The following is a 19,879-nucleotide window of genomic DNA, read 5'->3' as shown; positions in this document are numbered from 1 at the left end:
AACGCAGTTTACAAAAACTTTTCAATCCTCACAACCCTGAAAAATTTACCCCCGGATGTTATCCTAGTTAGCCCTAGTCACTACGGAGCATTGAAGCATGGCAACTGTCCTCATTACCGGCGCCAATCGGGGCCTGGGCCTTGAATTCACACGGCAATATGCCGAAGCCGGCTGGCATGTATTGGCCTGCTGTCGCCAGCCGGAATCGGCCGAGGAGCTGTTGCAGCTTGCATCCCGTTTCAAGGACTTGGTCAGCGTGCATAAGCTGGACGTGGGCAATTTCCACCAGGTGGACGAATTGGCCGCCTCGTTGTCAGGCCAGCCGATTGACGTATTGATCAACAATGCCGGGATTTACCCTGATAGCCCAACCCAGTTCTTTGCAGATGCGGATTATGAAGCATGGATCGAGGCATTCCGCATCAACAGCCTGGCGCCGTTCAAGATGGCCCAGGCCTTCACGCCGCACTTGAAACAAGGGCAGGTCAAGAAGCTAGTCAACATGACCAGCAAGATGGGCAGTATTGCGGACAACACCAGCGGCGGCAGCTACATATACCGCTCCAGCAAGACCGCGCTCAATATGATCACCAAAAGCTTGGCGATCGAACTGGCAAAAGAAGGCATTACGACCCTGGTGCTGCATCCCGGCTGGGTGCTGACCGATATGGGCGGCCCTAACGCGTTGATCAACACCGAGCAGAGCATCAGCGGCCTGCGCCAGGTGATAGACCATGCCACGCTCGCGGATGCAGGCAAGTTTTATGCATATGACGGACAAGAAATTCCCTGGTAATCCATTGCACGCCCATGCCGTGCTGCGCCCGTTGGTGTTCAAGGGGCGCGGCGCGATCAGCAACCACAGCGGCCGCTTCGATCATCTGCAACATGCGGATATCGATGACGGCTGGAGCAACCTGGAACAAGACCTGGCGCCGCTTGCCACCGAAGTGCTGATCGACAGTACGCGCAGCATCATTAACTGGGTCAAATCACCGGACATCCCTTTCGACCGCTCCATCAATCCCTACCGCGGGTGCGAGCATGGATGCATTTATTGCTTTGCGCGCCCTACCCATACCTACCTGGGCCTTTCGGCCGGGTTGGATTTCGAAAGCCGCATCCTGGTCAAGCCGGATGCGGCACGCCTGCTGCGCAAGGAGTTGAGCAATAAGAATTACCGCTGCGCGCCCATGGCGATGGGAACCAACACCGACCCCTACCAGCCGCTGGAAAGGCAGCAACAGCTCACACGGCAGATCCTGCAGGTATTGGCGGAGTTCAAGCATCCCGTCAGCATTGTCACCAAAGCCGCGATGGTGGAGCGCGATATCGACATCCTGTCCGAGATGGCAAACGAAGGGCTGGCCCAGGTCTTCATTTCAGTCACCACCTTGAGCAACCGGATCAGCCGCGCGCTGGAACCACGTGCTGCAGCGCCACAGCGCCGCCTGGAGACGATCAGGCGCCTGCATGCGGCCGGGATCCCGGTAGGCGTGATGACAGCGCCGATTATCCCGGTGCTGACTGACCCGGAGCTCGAGGATATCCTGGCTGCCGCCCACGATGCCGGGGCCGCCAGCGCGGGTTATGTGCTGTTGCGGCTGCCCCTGGAGGTTGCGCCGCTATTCGAGGAATGGCTGCAACACCACTATCCGCTCAAGGCCGGCCATGTGATGAGCATCATCCGCCAAAGCCGGGGCGGACAAAACAACCAGTCCGAGTTCCATGAGCGCATGAGGGGCAAGGGCATATTCGCCGACATGATCCGCCAGCGCTTCAAGCTGGCAACCAGGAAACTAGGACTCAACCAGCGCAACCTGGAGATGAATACCGGGCTGTTCCGGCCACCGGGAAAACCTGAACAATTTGGATTGTTCGATTAGAACAAGCAATATATCGCGCTTCCAAAAAGAAGCAACAAGCCGAGATCATACTCCAATATGAAAGGTGGAATTTTGACACTCAAGATAAAAAGCGTAAGATACGAGCGAAAGGAGTCTAGCACATGAGCACACAAGAACACGATTTAAGGAAAATCGACGCAGAGATTGCCAAACTGATCGCTGAAACCAGCAAGATCAATGCCGAGGCAAAATGGTATCCATTCATTGCAGTGGCCGGTATTTTTGGTGCTGCCATTGCTATTGTGAAGCTGTTCTTGAGTTAGACAAATAGCATTCATCTAAATTTAAAAAGCCCTCTTCAGAGGGCTTTTTAATTAATATCATCAGGTATTGCAACGAACAAGCCTGCAGTACTTAGTCACCAATCAATACCGGTAAACTTCTTGATATCGCGGCGCTGGCGCTTGGTGGGGCGCCCCATGCCGCGTTCGCGCTGTGCATGTTCTTGCTCGCGGGTTACGGCAAGGTTCTCGCGTTTCGCGATGCTCTCAGGCGTCTCTTCATACAATAGCGCCGCTTCCGGTGCGCCGCGGCGCTGCGTGCTGAGCCCGCGCACGATGACTTCCATTTCCAGTTCCTTGCGGCGGATGTGAATCACTTGCCCCAGACGGACTTCTTTAGCCGGCTTAACGCGGTCTCCGTCCACATGTATCTTGCCGGTATCGATGGCATCCGTCGCCAGGCTGCGGGTCTTGAAAAATCTTGCGGCCCAGAGCCATTTGTCCAGGCGGCACTTGTTGTCCTGTTCGCTCATGCTATCGGCCTGTAGGGTGGTGATTACGCTGGTAGATGTCCTGGTATGCCTGCAAGCTGCGCTGCACATGGCCAAGCACAGTATCGGCCGGATAAACACCGGCTGCATCCGCACTGCCTGCAGCCAACCCGGTCAACAACTCTATCCCGTCCAGCACGTGCTCCATGGCATAGAGATGGAACCTGTCCTCCGCCATTGCACGGATGACATCCTGATGCAGCAGCACGTGGCGCAGGTTGCTTGCTGGCAGCAATACGCCTTGCTGGCCGTCTAGCCCCAGCTTTTCGCACAGGCGGAAATGCCCTTCTATTTTTTCGTTGATCCCGCCTATCGGCAGCACGTCGCCGTGCTGGTTCAATGCGCCCGTCACTGCGATGCCTTGCGCCAATGGCAGGCCAGAAAGGCTGGAAAGCAAGGCATACAGCTCGGCGCACGAAGCGGAATCGCCCTCCACACCGTGATACTCCTGCTCGAACACCAGTGAAGCGTTGAGCGACAAAGGCGCCTGCTGCACGAACGTGGCGGCCAGCCAGTGCTGCAGGATGAACATGCCCTTGTCATGTTGCGGCCCCGTCAGCTTGACCTCGCGGTCGATATTGATGATGCCGTGCCGGCCGGGATGGCAGCGTGCGGAAATCTGCACCGGCGACCCGAACGCGGCATCCCCCATGTCGATATGGGTCAGGCCGTTGATGCGCCCTACCTGGCGCCCCGTCACCGCTATCTTCAGCTCGCCGTCGAGGATGGAATCCCTGATCTGCTCCTCGGCATAATCGTGGCGCTGCCGCGTTGCCGACAACGCCTGCTCGACCTCTGCCGCATCGACTGCGCCGCCCTGTGACGCCAAGGCCGCCGCCTCATGCAGCAAAGGCAGCAAGCGCCCAAGCGCCAGGCTGACCCGGGACTGGTCCTCTTCCCACTCGTGCAATACCTGGAGCAAACGCGCTACCGCGGCGGCAGTGAAATGCGGCAAGCCGTTTTCAGCCGAACAACGCGCGATATAGCCGGCTACCTGGCGATACACATCGGGCGTGGCTTTTGCGCTGTCCGCGAACTCGACCTTGATGCGGAAATATTCCAGGAAAGGCACATGCTGCTCGTGCAAGTGGTAATAATCGTCGCGGCTCGCCACCAGGATCAGCTTGAAATCGAGCGGCAAGGCATCGGGCGTCAGCGCATTCAATGCGGCATTGCCTGAGGCGCTGCCCGCATCCTCGATCTGCAGCTTGCGGTTGCGCAATACGCGCCCCAGCTTTTCCAGCAATGGGTTCGCCCCTGCCTGCTGGTCGCCAAGGATATCCTCCAGGTGCAGGATCAGCACGCCGCCGTTGGCGCGCAACAAATTGCCTGCCTTGAGGCGCATGAAATCCGCCAAATGATGGTCAGCCGATGCCTCCACGCCTCCAAACAGCGAGGTATGGCTGGGATCGTCGTCATAGATGACTGGGCTTCCGGCAAGGCCGTGGTTGCTGAGCAGGAGATTGGCGCGAAACCGCCCGAGAAAAGCTTCCTGCATTTCATCGGTTTCGTTATTGGCCGCCAAGGCGAACAGTTCGGTATTATCGAGCACTTCCTGCACCAGCTGCGCTGACCAGCGGTCGAACAGTTCAGGTTCGAGCAGGCCCGGCATTATTTGCTGGCGAATCTTCGCCAGCTCTTGCTCCAGAGACGACTTGAGATTGCCCTCGGGGCTAACGGCTGCAGGGCTGCCATGCCGGGACTCGCCCGGAATTCTTGACTGCAGCAGGGCGGGAATGGTCCGCAATTGCCTGCGTGCAAATTGGTCGAGCAAATGCCGCAGCTCGCTCCCCTTGCCTGCTTGCAGGCGCAACAGGATTGGCTTTTCCGGCAGCTGGAAGTTCAGCAGGTATACCAGGTCCGGCGGCACCGGCTGCTGCGCCAGCGCCCGTTCCATCAGGCTCTTCATCAACGAGATCCGGCCGGAACCGGGCTCGCCGATCACCAGCATATGGTAGCCGGGATGCTGCATGCGCAAGCCTAAGCTAGCCGCTGCAAATGCACGCTCCTGGCCTATCCATTGTGTCGCATGCCGGTCATCCGGCAGCAATTCTGCGGTGGTATCGAATCCCAGGGTGTGCGGATGAATGGATATATTGAGTTGTTGCGGTGTCAGCTTGCTTAGCATCAGATGGGCATGTTGTCAGGGTTGAGGTTGCAGGAATGCTATTGCCAGCGCGCGCGCGCAGACTGGTCGCTTTCGCGGGAATCCAGCCATTTTTCACCTTCCGGGGTCGCTTCCTTTTTCCAGAAAGGCGCTTCGGTCTTGAGATAGTCCATGATGAACTCGCAGGCGGCAAAGGCATCGCCCCGGTGTGCGCTTGCAACGACGACCAGCACGATCTGCGCCTGCGGCTGCAGCGTCCCGATGCGATGGATCACGACCGCATCGAAAATCGGCCAGCGCTGTCTTGCCTGCTCGATAATGGCGGCCAGCGATTTCTCGGTCATGCCCGGATAATGCTCCAGCGTCAGGCTGGCAACCGATTTGCCGTCATTCAGGTCGCGCACCTGACCGGTGAACGACACTACCGCGCCCGCCTGGGGGTACTGCAGACGCAAGCGGGTGATTTCCTCGCCTACGTCGAAATCCTGCTCCTGCACGCGTGCCGTCATTCAGCCTCCCGTGACGGGCGGGAAGAATGCTACCTCGTCGCCCGGCTGCACCAGCGCCGAATCCGGCACCAGCTCCTGATTGACGGCCGCACGCAGGCTGGCGTTGCCGGCAAACTGTTCCTGCCAGGCACCGCCGCGCCCGGCCAGCTTGTGCTTCAATGCGGAGACAGTATCAGGCTCGGGCCAGTCCAGGCGTTCGCCATCGCTACCCAGCGTTTCGCGCAACCTGGCGAAATACAGCAATTGGATCATGCGCCGGTCACGTCCTGGTCGGTCACCGGGCCGCGCTTGCCATTGATGGCATCCATCATCAGCACCAATAATTTTTGCTTGTGCTCTTCATTGTCCATCAGGCTCGAACTGAAGGTGATGCCGAACTTGCTGGCATATTGCTGGATCAGCATGATCAGGCCTTGTTCATCGCTCATATTGTTTACTCCTCTAAATCGTTGTCGGGCAATGCCAGGCCGGCCTGCGGCTCGCCTTCCAGCTCCACGCGCTCGATCTGCGCGAAGCGGCGCGAAATCTTCTGGCTGGTGGTGTGCACGTCCTGCACGTCTTCGTGCGCCTGGCGGATATGGTCGGCAAGCTTCTTCATGCGCACGTCGAAGCGCGAGAACTCCTTGGAAAGCTTGCCCAATTCGTCCTTGATGATATGCACCTGCTTGCGCGTCTCCACATCCTTGAGCACGGCACGCGCGGTATTGAGCACCGCCATCAAGGTGGTGGGAGACACGACCCATACCCTGCGGCTCATCGCGTAATCGACAAGGTCGGGATGATAGGCGTGGATCTCCGCAAACACCGCCTCTGCCGGGACGAACATCACCGCGCCGTCCGAAGTGACGTTGGGGATGATGTACTTGCCGGCGATGTCATCGACATGTTTTTTGACATCGGTTTTGAACTGGCGTTGCGCGGTAATGCGTTCCGCATCGGCAATGTCGCGATCCAGCATGCGATGATAGTTTTCCAGCGGGAACTTGGAATCCACCGCCACGGTGCCGGTAGGCTCGGGCAGGAACAAGGCGCAATCGACGCGGGTGCCGTTGCTCAGCACATGCTGCATGGCATAGGAGGTCACCGGCAATACATTGCGCACCAGGCCCTCAAGCTGCACTTCGCCGAAAGCGCCGCGGGAGCGCTTGTCGCCAAGCAGTTCCTGCAGGCTCACCACGTTGGTGGTCAAGCCGTCGATCTTTTTCTGCGCTTCGTCGATGGTGGCCAGGCGTTCCATGACGCGCACAAAGGTATCGTTGGTCTTCTTGAACCCCTCGTCGAGGCGTTCGGACACCTTGCCGCCAATCTGCTCCAACCTGCCGTCCACCGTCTTGGTCAAGGCTTCGATACTGCCTGTGAGCTGCGTCGTGGCCTTGAGCATGGTGTCCTGGATCAATGCCTGCTCGGCCTTGCCCTGCTCGGCCAGCGTGACATGCAAGCGCTCCAGCATGGTTTCGCGGGTTTGCGCCAGGTTTTCTATCTGGCTCAATTCCAAGGCCTTCATGGCATCGCGCGTCTGTTGCAGCTCTTGTGCAACCGCGGCACGCAGGCGCTCTGCCTGTTCACTTGAAGATTGATTGAGGCGGTCCCTCAGTTTATTCAGACCGTCATTGAGATCGCGCAGCATCTCGCGATGCTTTTCCTCCAATTGCTGCAGCAGCCGGTTGGCGTCACCGCCCCGTGTTTGGCGATAGGCGAGCCAGAGCAGGAGCAACAGGGAGGCGAATGCGGCAAGGAGGGGTAATATATCTATCATAGGGATGAAATTATAACGCATCCCTCGCCGGCGTCTGCTGACCTTTTAAGGCAGCTAACAAAACTCTCCCGACGTTGTTGCGCTGCCTTGTCGTACTGCTTGTAGTGTCTGCGGCAGAGCGCCTAGCCAGGATCGCTTCGCGGAGTCTTGTTAGCCGCTCTTAGTTGGCGGCCGGATTGCGCTTCCCAGCAGGAAGAAAAAACCAGCAAAAAAAGGCCTCCCGGACCAGATCAGGGAAAGCAAGGAGAAGCCCGGGGCGGCCAGAAAACGATCTAGACGAATACTCTCAATGACCAGGCCGATAATTCCGCAATCTCGGCCACAATCAGGTTGAATGCTGCCAATGCCATGACCTTCATGCTGTTGAAGCTCAGCATGCCTTGGGAAAACCGCGCCGACGGCTTGATGTCGAACGCAATGCAGATGCGCTCCTCGTCCGAGTGAAACGGTACGGTGCGGTGGAAGAGCGAGGATGGAAACAGCACGATATCGCCTACCGAAGGCCTGATGGTCTTCACAGGGAAATCGTCATGCAGCTTGGGATAGTCGTCGCCATGGGTGCTGAACTCGATACAACCGTCGTCGCCTCCCTCCACCTGCCGCGGCAGCGCCAGGTAGACGCAGCCGCTCAGCCAGCCGATCTCGTGGATATGGGAAGTCAGGTGCCCGCCCTGGCGCATGCGCACGTACCAGGAGCTGGCGAACTCGACCTGTTCGGGAAAGTGCCGCATGAGGTCGCAGTCCCGGCCCTGGAATGCCTGCGCATAGGCCGACACTTCGGCGCGGATCAAGTCTGCGAGCTCGCAGAATGAATCCTCCTTGCGCTTGAACAGGTTGCCGGCAGACTGCATGCCATGATGCAGGCGGCCTTGCTTGCGCTCGGCGATTTCCGTGAGCTGGATGTCGTCGAGCAATTGCGACAGCAAAGCGCTGCCCGGCTCTGCCAAGGGTTTGATGCTGCGGTGAAAGATGAAATCCATGGGTTGCTTGCAGAAGCGGTAGGCATCCTCGGTATGGAAGTTGGTCGCATAATGCGTGGACAAGGTCGCGAGGAAAGGCGAGACATGCTCCCTGGCTGCCAGCATGGGCAGCAAGCGGCGGCGGAATATCTCGTACTGCTCCGACTTGTAGAGGCAATAGAGGATTCTCTCTTGCCAGTCTTCCTGCTGCGAATCCTCGAAATAGGGGATCGCTTCGATGAAGCGCCCGGCATCGTAAAGGAACTGCGCCATATTGAAGGAGGCCGCCCGGTGGCCTGGCTTCATGCGCAAGGCCTGTAGGTAGCAGGTCACGGCGTTTTCCATATTGCCCTGGTCGCGGAACACCTCGCCGAGGTTATTGTGCGCATCGGCATAGTTCGGCTGCAGGGCAATCGCCTGGCGGTAATGCGAAATGGCCTGCTCCAATCCGCCGCGGTCGCGCAAGGCGGTCGCCAGGTTGAAATGTCCTTGCGCATGATCGGAAATCGCCAGCGACTGGCGGTAGCATGCAATCGCATCGTCGAGATGGCCCTGCTGCTGCAAGGCGGTGCCCATGGCGCCATAAGCCTCGAAAAAACCCGGCTCGATCACGACGGCTTGGCGGTAGTGCTTGATCGCCTCGTCAAGCGAGTGTTTTTTCTGCAACAAGGCGCCGAGATTGAAATGCGCTACCGCGAGAGCCGGGCTGATCTGGATAGCCCGCCGATACGAGGTGACCGCTTCATCGTCATGCCCGAGCTGGGACAACACCGATCCAAGATTGAAGTGCATCTCGGAAATCGAAGGGTTGATGGCCAGCGCCTTGCGGTAGCACTGCACCGCGTCCTGGAGCTTGCCCTGCCCCTCAAGCGCGACCCCGAGCACGTTGTAGACGACCAGCGCCCCGGGATATTGCTTGAGCAATGCGCGCGCCCTCGCCTCCGCCGCATTCAACTGGCCAGTATTGTATAGGTTGAAAAGCGCATGAACCTCGCCCTGGCCAGGCTGCCTGGCCGCCTGCACACCTTGCTTCATACCACATCTCCATAGTTCATTATATGCATTGCGGCTCTATCGGCCGCTGATGCAAAACCGTACCGTTCCCCACGGTGCGGGATATATACAATTTTGTATATTTATAGGCATTCTGCATGAAGGGGCATCACCCTGGCAATAGTTTCTGTTACAAATTTGAAACAATTTTAAACACGACGCCATTGCCAGGCCTTGAAAAGAAAAAACCCCGGCAAGCCGGGGTTTGGTTTATTCCGATATAAAGAACGATTAGTCCTTAGCGGCACGCTTGCGCTCGTGCTCCAGCAGGTAGCGCTTGCGGATACGAATGTTCTTGGGGGTGATTTCCACCAGCTCGTCGTCATCGATAAACTCGACCGCGGATTCCAGGGTGAGCTGCACGGGCGGGACCAGGCGCACAGCTTCATCGGTGCCGGAAGCGCGGACGTTGGTCAGCTGCTTGCCCTTGATCGGGTTGACCACCAGGTCGTTGTCGCGGCTATGGATACCAATGATCATGCCTTCGTATAGCTTATCGCCAGGGGAAGAGAACATGCGGCCGCGATCCTGCAGCTTCCACAAGGCATAAGCCACGGCTTCGCCCTGTTCGGAAGAAATCAGCACCCCATTGCGGCGGCCAGGCATATCCGCCTTCACCGGGGCGTATTCGTCAAAAATATGCGCCATGAGGCCGGTACCGCGCGTCATGGTGAGGAATTCGCTCTGGAAGCCGATCAGGCCGCGTGCCGGAATCTTGTATTCCAGGCGGGTGCGGCCGTTGCCGTCGGACTCCATGTTCTGCAGCTCGCCGCGGCGGCGGCCCAGCTCTTCCATCACGGCGCCCTGGCAATCGTCTTCCAGGTCCACCGTGAGGATTTCATATGGCTCGCACTTCTGGCCGTCGATTTCCCTATACACCACGCGAGGCTTGCCCACGGCAATTTCATATCCCTCGCGGCGCATGTTTTCCAGCAAGATGGTCAAGTGCAGTTCGCCGCGGCCGGAAACGCGGAATACATCCGCATCGGCCGTATCTTCAACACGCAACGCCACGTTGGTCAGCAGCTCCTTGTTCAGGCGGTCGCGGATCTGGCGGCTGGTGACGAACTTGCCTTCGGTGCCTGCCAGCGGCGAGGTATTCACCATGAAGTCCATGGTCAGGGTAGGCTCGTCCACGGCAAGGATGGGCAGGCCGGCAGGATTGTCGCGGTCGGCCACGGTGACGCCGATGCCGATTTCCTCGATACCGGAAATGATGACGATATCGCCGGCCTCGGCTTCTTCCACCTGTACGCGCTCCAGGCCGCGGAAGCCCAGCACCTGGTTGATGCGGCCCTGGGCGACTTGCTCATCGCCCTTCATGACGGAAACGACCTGGCCGGGCTTGATGCGGCCATTGCGGATGCGGCCTACGCCCAGGCGGCCAGTATAGGTAGAGTAGTCCAGCGCGGAAATTTGCAGCTGCAGCCCGGCGTCGCTATCGCCCGCAGGAGGCTGCACATGGCTCAGGATAGTCTCGAACAAGGGGCGCATATTGTCGGAAGGCTTGCTTATGTCCAGCGTGGCAAATCCATTCAGCGCAGAAGCATACACGACCGGGAAGTCCAACTGCTCGTCGGTAGCGCCCAGGTTGGCGAACAGGTCGAAGGTCTGGTTGATCACCCAGTCGGTGCGCGCGCCGGGGCGATCCACCTTGTTGATCACCACGATGGGGCGCAGGCCGAGTGCAAGCGCCTTCTTGGTCACGAAGCGGGTCTGCGGCATCGGGCCTTCAACGGCATCCACCAGCAATACCACGCCATCCACCATGCCCAATACGCGCTCCACCTCGCCGCCGAAGTCGGCGTGTCCCGGCGTATCGACGATATTGATGTGGGTGCCCTCGTAATTGACGGCAGTGTTCTTGGCAAGGATCGTGATGCCACGTTCCTTTTCGATATCACCGGAATCCATGACACGTTCTGAAACCTGCTGGTGGGCGGCAAATGTGCCCGCCTGTTGCAGGAGCTTGTCCACCATGGTGGTCTTGCCATGGTCAACGTGGGCGATGATGGCGATATTACGGAGGGCGCGCGACATGTGTGATTACTCTATTTGCGAAAAAGTGCGCGATTCTAACACAGACTTGATTAAATCCGCGTTAAAACCTTTGACAAATTGAGGACAAGCTATATACTGCCGGACTGATTCAATTCTCTATGAGTTGATGATTCATCGCCCTAGCCTCTCGAAGCCTGTGCAATTTTACGGCTCTCTTGCTTTTGTTACCGGTTAGTGGCTATGCCCGTGCGCCGGTAAGAATGCTAAAAAAATTTAGTCATTGCGCCTGATACTGATACTGCCAACAAGGCAAGTTCACTATGGCTGCTTGCGCCCTTTTGAGGCCTTTCCGAGGCCTCGTCAGTTTTCCTTGAAAGGGAATTTTGTGTCTTTTGAAAGTTTGAACCTACATCCTGCCATCCTGCGTGCCTTGACCGAGGCTGGCTACAACACCCCGACACCTATCCAGGCCCAGGCCATTCCTGAAGTCCTGGAGGGCCACGATCTCATGGCCTCCGCCCAGACCGGCACCGGCAAGACCGCCGCCTTCACCCTGCCGGCGCTCAACCTGCTCGCCACGCCGCATCCTGCCAAGAGCCGCGGCCCGCGCATCCTGGTATTGACCCCGACACGCGAACTGGCTGCACAGGTAAACGAGGCGGCCCGCAAGTACGGCAAGTTCCTGCGTGCCCGCACCGTCAGCATCGTCGGCGGCATGCCTTATCCATTGCAGAACAAGTTGCTGTCTCAGCCGATCGATATCCTGGTAGCCACGCCAGGCCGCCTGCTCGACCATATGGAGCGCGGCCGCATCGACATGTCCCGCCTGCAGATGCTGATCCTGGACGAAGCCGACCGCATGCTGGACATGGGCTTCATGCCGGATATCGAGCGCATTTCCTCCGCCTTGCCGGGCGAACGCCAGACATTGATGTTCTCCGCCACTTTCGAAGGCCAGATCGCCAATATCGCCAAGACTCTGCTCAAGGAGCCCAAGGTGATCCAGATCGCGGCACAAAAGGAAAAACATGCCAATATCGAGCAGAAGTTGCTGTTCGTGGACGACATGGCGCACAAGAACAAGCTGCTCGAGCATTTGCTGATCGCGCCTGAAGTGAACCAGGCCATCGTCTTCACCTCCACCAAGCGCCATGCCGACCTGCTGGCAGAAGACCTGTACGCCGCCGGTCACAAATCCGCAGCCCTGCACGGCGACATGACCCAGGGCGCGCGCAACCGCACCCTGACCAAGCTGCGTCACGGCGACGTGCGCGTATTGGTGGCTACCGACGTCGCAGCCCGCGGCATCGACGTGCATGGCATCACCCACGTCATCAATTACGACCTGCCCAAGTTTGCCGAGGACTACGTGCACCGCATCGGCCGCACCGGACGTGCAGGCAATACCGGCGTGGCGCTCTCCTTCGCCTCGCATATGGATAGGCACCAATTGCGCAAAATCGAGCAATATACCGGCCAACGCCTGGAAATTTCCGTGATCGAAGGCCTGGAGCCCAAGCGGCCTGCCCCGCGCATGGACCGCAACGACAAGCCCCGCAGCGGCCGCCCCGGCCAGCGTCCAGGCGGCAATGGCGGCGGCTACAAGTCGCGCGGCCAAGGTTTTGGCAACCGCGACGGCAACCGTTCGGAAGGCCGCACCTTCGGCGACCGGGCAGCCAGTGGCCGCCCTGACGCCAACCGCGGACCAGCCAAGCGTCACGATGGCGACCGTCCGGCACGCCGCCCGCGCAGCTTTGCCTAATCGCTTTGTATAGTTAACTTGTGAACACTCAACCTGAAGACAACGTGAATACAGACACTACCAGCTTTGCATCACTCAACCTGGCGCCCGAGTTACTGAAAGCACTGGATGAGTCGGGTTACACCACGCCGACTCCGATTCAGGCTCAGGCTATTCCCGTCGTGCTGGAAGGCAGCGACCTGATGGCCGGCGCGCAAACCGGCACTGGCAAAACGGCGGCTTTTACCCTGCCCTTGTTGCAGAAACTGCTGCCGCTCGCCAGTAGCAGCGCCTCACCTGCGCGGCACCCGGTACGCGCGCTGATCCTTGCCCCTACGCGGGAACTTGCGATCCAGGTCGAGGAAAGTGTCAAGACGTATGCCAAGCATACGCCGCTGCGTTCGCTGGTTGTCTTCGGCGGAGTGGATATCAAGACCCAGACGCCCTATCTCATGAAAGGGGTGGAAATCCTGGTGGCCACCCCGGGCCGCCTGCTTGACCATGTCGAACAACGCACGGTGCAACTGGGCCAGGTGCAGATGCTGGTGCTGGACGAAGCCGACCGCATGCTGGACATGGGCTTCATGCCCGACCTCAAGCGCATCCTCGCGCTGCTGCCGAAAAAACGGCAGAACCTCATGTTCTCAGCGACATTCTCGCCTGAAATCAAGAAGCTTTCCGAAGAGTTCCTGACCAAGCCGACGCTGATCGAAGTCGCCCGCAGCAACGCGACCTCCGAAAACGTCACGCAAAAAATCCTGCTGGTGGAAAGCGAGCACAAGCAGCACGTGCTGGCCGACTTGCTGCGCAAGGAGGCGATGCAGGTCATCGTCTTCACCAAGACCAAGCTCTCCGCGAGCCGCCTGGCACGCCATCTGGAGCGTGAGGGCATTGCCGCGGGTGCGATTCATGGCGACAAGAGCCAGCTTGAGCGTATCCAGGCGCTGGACGCCTTCAAGCAAGGCAAGATCACGGCACTGGTGGCGACCGACGTGGCCGCACGCGGCCTCGATATCGACCAGCTCCCCATGGTGATCAACTACGAACTGCCCAGCGCCGCCGAGGATTACGTACACCGCATCGGCCGCACCGGCCGCGCAGGCGCATCCGGCATCGCAATTTCCCTGGTGGCCAGCGAGGAGGAGAAATTCCTCAAGGAAATCGAGAAGCTCATCAAGCGCGAATTGCCGAAGGAACAGGCCACTGTTCTCCAGCCTTCACGCCGTGGCCAGGAAACCCAGCGGCAGAAGTCAGGCAGCGTTGCGCCGCGCCAGCGCCAAACAGCCCGCAATAAAGAAGATGAATGGTTCTTCAAGCCATATGAGCCTTCCACAGATGCACCGACGCCCAAGCCCATGCATTCCCGGGAAAAGTCGAAGAAGGAGATTCCCGCCCTGCTCGGCGGGTTGAATCGCAAGTAATAAAATAAGGCGCATCCAGCGCCTTTTTTATTACCTTCAGACAATCCTGCAAATCATCCTGGGCTAACCTTCGCGGTTGCGCATGAAGTCCGCCACGCCATAAAGCGCAGCCCCCATTTTCTCGATGATGGCCTCGTCCACGCCGGTATCGTGCATGGCCTTGACCATGCAATACATCCATTGGTCGCGGGCGGACTCATCAATCGGGAATGGCATATGCCGCATGCGCAGCCGGGGATGCCCGTAACGCTCCATGTAAAGCTGTGGCCCGCCGGTCCACCCGGTCAGGAACATGAACAGCTTCTCGCGCGCAGAGGCAAGGTCTGGCGTATGCATGGCGCGAATTCCCGCAGCGCGCGGGTCGGTATCCATGATGTCGTAAAAGCGCTCCACGATGGCGCGAATCTGCTCCGTCCCGCCCAGCGATTCGAACAGGGTAGCCTTGCTGCTCCCCGGCTCGCCTATCTTGTCCAGCATATCTCAAATTCCATCGTGCGTTCTGACCAGCCTTGCCGCCTTGCGTGCGCGTTCACGTGCTTCTTCCACATTGTCGGCCGTCGCCAACGCCACGCCCATGCGGCGGCGCTCGAATGACTCCGGCTTGCCGAACAGTCTTACATCGGCCTCCGGAACGGCCAACGCCTGCTCGACGCCCTCGAACACGAGTTGCCCGCTGTCCCGCCCGCCATAAATCACGGCACTGGCCCCGGGCCGGCTCAAGCTGACATTGACCGGCAAGCCCAGAATAGCGCGCGCATGCAGGTCGAACTCGCTGAAACGCTGGCTGCCCATCGTCACCATGCCGGTATCGTGCGGGCGCGGACTGACTTCGGAGAACCATACCTGGTCGCCCTTGATGAACAGCTCGACCCCAAACAAGCCCAGCCCTCCCAGACTTTCGGTCACCGCCCGTGCAATCTCCTGCGCACGCTTCAATGCCAATGCCGTCATGGGCTGCGGCTGCCAGCTCTCGATATAGTCGCCCTTTTCCTGCAAATGGCCGATAGGTTCGCAGAAGCTCGTCTCAACTTCGCCCCCTGCATTCAAGGCGCGTACGGACAGCAGGGTGATTTCATAGTCGAAATCGATCTGCCCTTCGACAATCACCTTACCCTGGTTCACCCGTCCGGCCGTGGCGGCATATTCCCAGGCGGCGGCAATCTGCTCGGGGGAAGTGATGCGGGATTGACCCTTGCCGGACGACGACATGGTGGGTTTGATGAAACAGGGATAACCGATGCCGCTTTCAATCGCTGCCCGCAACGACTGCTCGCTATCGGCAAACGCATAAGGCGAAGTCGGCAGCCTGAGCTCCTCCGCAGCAAGGCGGCGTATGCCTTCACGATTCATGGTGAGCTGCACGGCCTTGACGGTGGGAACCACGCGGGTCTGCCCGGCCAACTCGACCTCGGCCAATAACCGGGTGTTCAGCGCCTCGATCTCGGGCACGATCAGGTGGGGATTTTCCTTGTCGATCAACTCGCGCAAGGCAACGGGGTCCGTCATGTCGATGGCATAAGCGCGATGCGCGACCTGGTGGCCGGGTGCGTTCTGGTAACGATCAACTGCAACCACCTCGACCCCCAGCCTCTGCAAGGCGATGATCACCTCCTTGCCCAATTCCCCGCTGCCAAGCAGCATGACACGCGTGGCAACAGGACTGAGAGGGGTACCGATCTTCATGAACACTCCGGAATTGAATAGCATGGAAATGCCCGGAATGATACCACGAGCAGCGCATTGACGCCGTTCAGGCAAGCGCCAGACGATACCCTGCACGCTCAAATCTTGATGCCGTGACGCTCCATGCGGTAACGCATCGCCATGCGGGTGATGCCCAATTGGCGGGCGGCTTCCGACACATTGTTGTTGGATTGGCGCAGCGCGTTCTCGATCAGCACTTTTTCTGCGGATTCCAGGGTGACGCCACGCTCCGGGATCGCCATGGCCTGCTCGGCCTGTATGCTCCCCGGCAAGGCCAGGTCATGCGGCATGATCTGGCTTTCGCGGCTGAGCAACACGGCACGGCTCACCTGGTGCTTGAGCTCGCGCACGTTCCCGGGCCAGTGGTAATCGCGGATCATCTGGCTGGCGTCCACGGAGAACGGCCGCGGCTGCAACCCGTAGCGACGTTCGGTTTGAGCGGCAAAATGCTTGGCCAACAGCAGGATGTCATCCCCGCGTTCGCGCAACGGCGGCATGTTCATGGTCAATACGTTGAGGCGGTAGAACAAGTCGGAGCGGAAACGGCCCTCCAGCACCATTTGGTGCAGGTCGCGGTTGGTTGCGGCCACGAACCGCGCCAGCACGGGATGTTCCTTGGTCGAGCCAAGCCGGCGCACCATGCGCCTTTCCAGCACGTTAAGCAGTTTTGCCTGCAGGGCCAACGGCAACTCGCCGATCTCGTCTAGGAACAGGGTGCCATCCTCGGCGGCCTCGATCAGGCCGCAACGGGAGCCTTGCGCACTCGTGAAAGCGCCTTTTTCGTGGCCAAACAACTCGCTCTCGATCAACTCGGCAGGCAAGGAAGCGCAATCCACATGCACGAAAGGCCGGTCGCTGTTCGCACATGACAAGTGCAGCAACCGTGCGGCCACGTCCTTGCCCGTGCCGGTTTCCCCCTGGATCAATACGGTTGGCGGAATGGCATCGGAAAAAGCCACCAGCTGCGCAAAGCGCTCTATTTGCGCCTTCACGCTGCTCATGGCGGGGCTGTCGCCCAGAAGCTCGACGCCTTCGGTAGCATGCATGTTGCGCTGCCGCGAATAATCGAGATGATGTTTTAATTGGGTGGCAGCTTGCGCCTTTTCTATCGTCAGGAGCAGCTCATCAAGATCCACCGGCTTCTTGAGGTAATCGGTTGCCCCCAGCTTCATTGCATACACTGCATCCGCCACTTCGCCGTAGGCCGTCATGGAAATCACGGAAATGCCTTTGGCGACCAGCTCTGGCAATAAATCCAGGCCGTTGCCGTCGGGCAGGCGCATATCCAGCAATACCAGATCAGGCGCCATCTGCCGCACAAGCTCACGCCCCTCTTCAAGCGTGGCGGCATGCTCGCAGTCATATCCCGCCTGCTGTAGCCGCTTGGCCACAGCACGCGCAAAAATCACTTCATCCTCGACGAGCAGGACACGTACCTTGGGCCCAGATCGTCCGACCTGAAACTTCTGATCCTGCCCAGCTACCTGTTCCTGCATCGCGAGGTCACTCCTTAATACAACTTAGCTTAGTTGGAAGATACTAAATTCTTGGGACCACCAAACTCCCAGCGCACGCCTACCCAGCCTGCGCGTGGAGCACCAGGAGCCCGCAAGCTCGCCCGGTGATCTTCGCCGCCATCATAAGTGCCGTCAGCCAGGAAATAGGATTCCCCGATCATGCCGCCACTGCTGTATTCGCGATCGAAAATATTGATGGCCTTGGCAAACAATTGCCAGCCGTTGCCGAAGTTATAGCGGGTATCCAGATTAACGATGGTGTAGCCGCCCAGCTTCGCACCTTCTCCCTGGTCCTTGTTGTTTTCGTTGCCATGGGCATATTGATCGGAGAACATCAGGACATTGGTTCCTATGCTCCACTTCGGCGTAATGGCATATTCACCACGGAACTTCAGGCGGTGGGCAGGAATGGCAGCCAGGCGATCACCCTTGTTGACGTTGATGCTGCCACCAGAGGCGGTGGTATTCACCTCGTTGACCAACTCAAGATCGCTCTCATAGGTCGCCTTGATGTAGCTATAGCCCAGCATCCAGTTGAAACCGCCGTGATTGCCCATCAGGCTGGTGTCCAAGCCCATGCGTCGGGTTTTACCCACATTGTCGAAGTAGCCCCTGCCGTTAGTTCCAGGTACATAGATGAACTGGATATCGTCGTAGTTCTGCGCACGATACACACTGGCCGTCCAGCGCAAGTCCTCGGTCAAATTGCCACGTACTCCTGCTTCGTAGGTTTTCGCCACCACCTGTTTCAGAGGTGGATCACCCGCCATCGCATTAGGCAGCTTGCAAGACTCTTCAGGATTGGCGCACCCTAATTCGATAGCGGTCGGCGCGCGGCTGCCTTCGTTGTAGGAACCATAGAACGTCCAATCCTTGGTTGGCGTGAAATTCAGGCCGATTGCCGGATTGATGCGGTTGAAACTGTGATCGCCAGACAATGACTCATCGTTACTTGTATCAGGAATAAGATGATCTCGATTCTCCACCTTGGTATGGTTATAGCGAGCGGACATCGTCAAGTGCCAGAAGTCGTTGAGCGACAGGGTATCAGTTGCAAACAGGCTCCAGGTACGCGTGCGCCCTGTCAGTTCAACCTCGCCTTCATCGCCAAACAAACCAATGCCGTTTACGCCGCGGCTTGACGTCAAGTTTCCAAACTCTGTCGATTGGCTGAACCGTGTCTTGCTCTGATCAAAACCGAACCCAACGATGAATTGGTTTTTCTTTTGCAACCAATCCTGGTTGAAACTCAACTGAGTAGTAAAGCCATAACTGTCCTTACGTGCACGGCTACGATTAAGGGCGCCTGCACATGACTCCTCGGCATCTTCGGGGTTAGTCAAACTACTACAGTCCGCCATATAATCATTATCATCCACGTCATCGTTGCCATCCCCGTTCAAGGTACGGGTCCTGGACTGGCGATAATAGACGTTGCCGCTCAGCATCACTTCATCATTGAACCAATGCGAACCGGTCAGATTGAGGAAAGACAGGGTGTTGCGTGTCTGGTCCGGACGGGTGAGGATGGTGTCGCGACCCAGCGCGCGCATCATTTCCGACGGCACCAGTCCGTTGCCGATCATGTCGTTGTCGGCGCCGGTATAGCTTAGGTCCAGTTTGGTGGTTTCATTCTGCCAGCCCACCTTGGCGAACAATTGCCGCACATCAGTCGGGGAATGGTCGCGCCAGCCGTCCTCACGGAATGAATTGGCCGTGATGAAGAAATCAACCGAGCCGTCCTCGGAAACACCGCCATACTCGACAGATCCAGTCTTGCGGCCCCATGAGCCAACGCTGGCCTCCAGGGCAGCACCCTGGTTGTCGCGGCCGCTCTTGGTTTGCAAGGACAAGGCCCCGCCCAGGGTATTCAAGCCGAACAGCGGATTGGACCCAGGGATCAAGGACATATTGGCAAGCGCATTGACCGGGATCAGGTCCCAGCTCACGACATCGCCAAACGGTTCGTTGACGCGCACGCCGTCCACGTATACGGACAAGCCCTGCGGCGTACCCAGCAATGGGGATGCGGAATAGCCGCGGAAACTGATATCCGGCTGGAAAGGATTATTCTGCGTATCGTTGACATTGACCGCAGGCACATTGTTTTGCAGGTAGTCTGCAATCGTGACGCTGCGCTGCTTTTGCATTTGAGGGCCGGTGATGAGCTGGATGCCTGCAGGCACTTGCGCCAATGGCAGACCGAGCGAAGGCAGCGGCGTCGTGCCCACCACGTTGACCTTATCCGTAGTGATAGGCGTTGCATCTGCTGCATATGCCTGGAAGCTGATACAGGCATTGGCAACCAGCACTGCAACCGTGCTCAACCTCAGATTCTCTCTCTTTAACATACAATCCTTCCATAGTTGTTGTGATCGCCGGTTTATATTTATGATCCGGCATCTCCATCTATCAAGTTTCATGCCGGATTT

At 58.5% G+C, this 19,879-nt stretch carries 17 protein-coding genes; 5 read left to right on the top strand and 12 right to left on the bottom strand.

Features of this window, described 5'->3' with window-relative positions; translation table 11 throughout:
• Positions 1-97 precede the first annotated feature (97 nt).
• From ACKF11_RS06835 to ACKF11_RS06825, 3 genes are all read left to right on the top strand, one after another.
• Positions 98-796 (top strand): SDR family oxidoreductase, encoded by a 699-nt coding sequence (locus ACKF11_RS06835; RefSeq protein ID WP_407996463.1) that lies wholly within the window; start codon positions 98-100, stop codon positions 794-796.
• Entirely contained in the window at positions 771-1,886 is a 1,116-nt protein-coding gene (locus tag ACKF11_RS06830; RefSeq protein ID WP_407996462.1) for a PA0069 family radical SAM protein, read from the top strand. The genes ACKF11_RS06835 and ACKF11_RS06830 overlap by 26 nt, the downstream gene beginning before the upstream one ends.
• A gap of 122 nt (positions 1,887-2,008) precedes the next feature.
• On the top strand, positions 2,009-2,170 hold the full coding sequence (locus ACKF11_RS06825) for a hypothetical protein (RefSeq protein ID WP_407996461.1): 162 nt from the start codon (positions 2,009-2,011) through the stop codon (positions 2,168-2,170).
• 95 nt (positions 2,171-2,265) lie between these two features.
• Here the strand turns inward: ACKF11_RS06825 and ACKF11_RS06820 are convergent, their stop codons facing one another.
• The 8 genes from ACKF11_RS06820 to typA all read right to left on the bottom strand — a co-directional run bounded on the left by ACKF11_RS06820 (position 2,266) and on the right by typA (position 11,103).
• Positions 2,266-2,661, bottom strand: a complete 396-nt coding sequence (locus ACKF11_RS06820; RefSeq protein WP_407996460.1) for an Hsp15 family ribosome-associated heat shock protein — start codon at positions 2,659-2,661, stop codon at positions 2,266-2,268.
• A 1-nt stretch (position 2,662) separates the two neighbouring features.
• Positions 2,663-4,807: a Lon protease family protein gene (locus ACKF11_RS06815; RefSeq protein WP_407996459.1), complete on the bottom strand. Its 2,145-nt coding sequence runs from the start codon at positions 4,805-4,807 to the stop codon at positions 2,663-2,665.
• 38 nt (positions 4,808-4,845) lie between these two features.
• A complete protein-coding gene (gene moaE / locus ACKF11_RS06810; RefSeq protein ID WP_407996458.1) occupies positions 4,846-5,295 on the bottom strand; it encodes a molybdopterin synthase catalytic subunit MoaE in 450 nt (149 codons plus the stop codon).
• Positions 5,296-5,547, bottom strand: a complete 252-nt coding sequence (moaD, locus tag ACKF11_RS06805) for a molybdopterin converting factor subunit 1 (protein ID WP_407996457.1) — start codon at positions 5,545-5,547, stop codon at positions 5,296-5,298.
• Positions 5,544-5,723 carry a hypothetical protein gene (locus ACKF11_RS06800; RefSeq protein ID WP_287110344.1) on the bottom strand — a complete coding sequence of 60 codons (180 nt, stop codon included), beginning with the start codon at positions 5,721-5,723 and terminating at the stop codon, positions 5,544-5,546. Before ACKF11_RS06800 ends, moaD begins: the two co-directional genes overlap by 4 nt.
• A 5-nt stretch (positions 5,724-5,728) precedes the next feature.
• Positions 5,729-7,051 (bottom strand): DNA recombination protein RmuC, encoded by a 1,323-nt coding sequence (locus ACKF11_RS06795; RefSeq protein ID WP_407996456.1) that lies wholly within the window; start codon positions 7,049-7,051, stop codon positions 5,729-5,731.
• Between the two features lie 272 nt (positions 7,052-7,323).
• Complete coding sequence (locus ACKF11_RS06790; protein WP_407996455.1) at positions 7,324-9,045, bottom strand: tetratricopeptide repeat protein; 1,722 nt, start codon at positions 9,043-9,045, stop codon at positions 7,324-7,326.
• A 249-nt stretch (positions 9,046-9,294) separates the two neighbouring features.
• On the bottom strand, positions 9,295-11,103 hold the full coding sequence (gene typA, locus ACKF11_RS06785) for a translational GTPase TypA (protein ID WP_407994061.1): 1,809 nt from the start codon (positions 11,101-11,103) through the stop codon (positions 9,295-9,297).
• A gap of 346 nt (positions 11,104-11,449) precedes the next feature.
• On the opposite strand from typA, the gene ACKF11_RS06780 reads away from it, so the two are divergent.
• Positions 11,450-12,826 (top strand): DEAD/DEAH box helicase, encoded by a 1,377-nt coding sequence (locus ACKF11_RS06780; protein ID WP_407996454.1) that lies wholly within the window; start codon positions 11,450-11,452, stop codon positions 12,824-12,826.
• A gap of 44 nt (positions 12,827-12,870) precedes the next feature.
• On the top strand, positions 12,871-14,226 hold the full coding sequence (locus ACKF11_RS06775) for a DEAD/DEAH box helicase (protein WP_407996453.1): 1,356 nt from the start codon (positions 12,871-12,873) through the stop codon (positions 14,224-14,226).
• A gap of 63 nt (positions 14,227-14,289) precedes the next feature.
• Here ACKF11_RS06775 and ACKF11_RS06770 read toward each other — a convergent pair whose 3' ends face one another.
• The 4 genes from ACKF11_RS06770 to ACKF11_RS06755 all read right to left on the bottom strand — a co-directional run bounded on the left by ACKF11_RS06770 (position 14,290) and on the right by ACKF11_RS06755 (position 19,798).
• Positions 14,290-14,703 (bottom strand): group II truncated hemoglobin, encoded by a 414-nt coding sequence (locus ACKF11_RS06770; protein ID WP_407996452.1) that lies wholly within the window; start codon positions 14,701-14,703, stop codon positions 14,290-14,292.
• 3 nt (positions 14,704-14,706) lie between these two features.
• Positions 14,707-15,909, bottom strand: coding sequence for a formate-dependent phosphoribosylglycinamide formyltransferase (gene purT / locus ACKF11_RS06765; RefSeq protein WP_407996451.1), 1,203 nt, complete (start codon positions 15,907-15,909; stop codon positions 14,707-14,709).
• Between the two features lie 98 nt (positions 15,910-16,007).
• Positions 16,008-17,426: a sigma-54-dependent transcriptional regulator gene (locus ACKF11_RS06760; RefSeq protein ID WP_407996450.1), complete on the bottom strand. Its 1,419-nt coding sequence runs from the start codon at positions 17,424-17,426 to the stop codon at positions 16,008-16,010.
• Positions 17,427-17,455: 29 nt separating this feature from the next.
• Positions 17,456-19,798: a TonB-dependent receptor gene (locus ACKF11_RS06755; RefSeq protein WP_407996449.1), complete on the bottom strand. Its 2,343-nt coding sequence runs from the start codon at positions 19,796-19,798 to the stop codon at positions 17,456-17,458.
• Positions 19,799-19,879 lie beyond the last annotated feature (81 nt).

It is taken from the genome of Methylobacillus draconifructus (assembly GCF_045984385.1).
Lineage (GTDB): Bacteria > Pseudomonadota > Gammaproteobacteria > Burkholderiales > Methylophilaceae > Methylobacillus > Methylobacillus flagellatus_A.
This window is presented reverse-complemented; position numbering and strand designations above follow the sequence as displayed.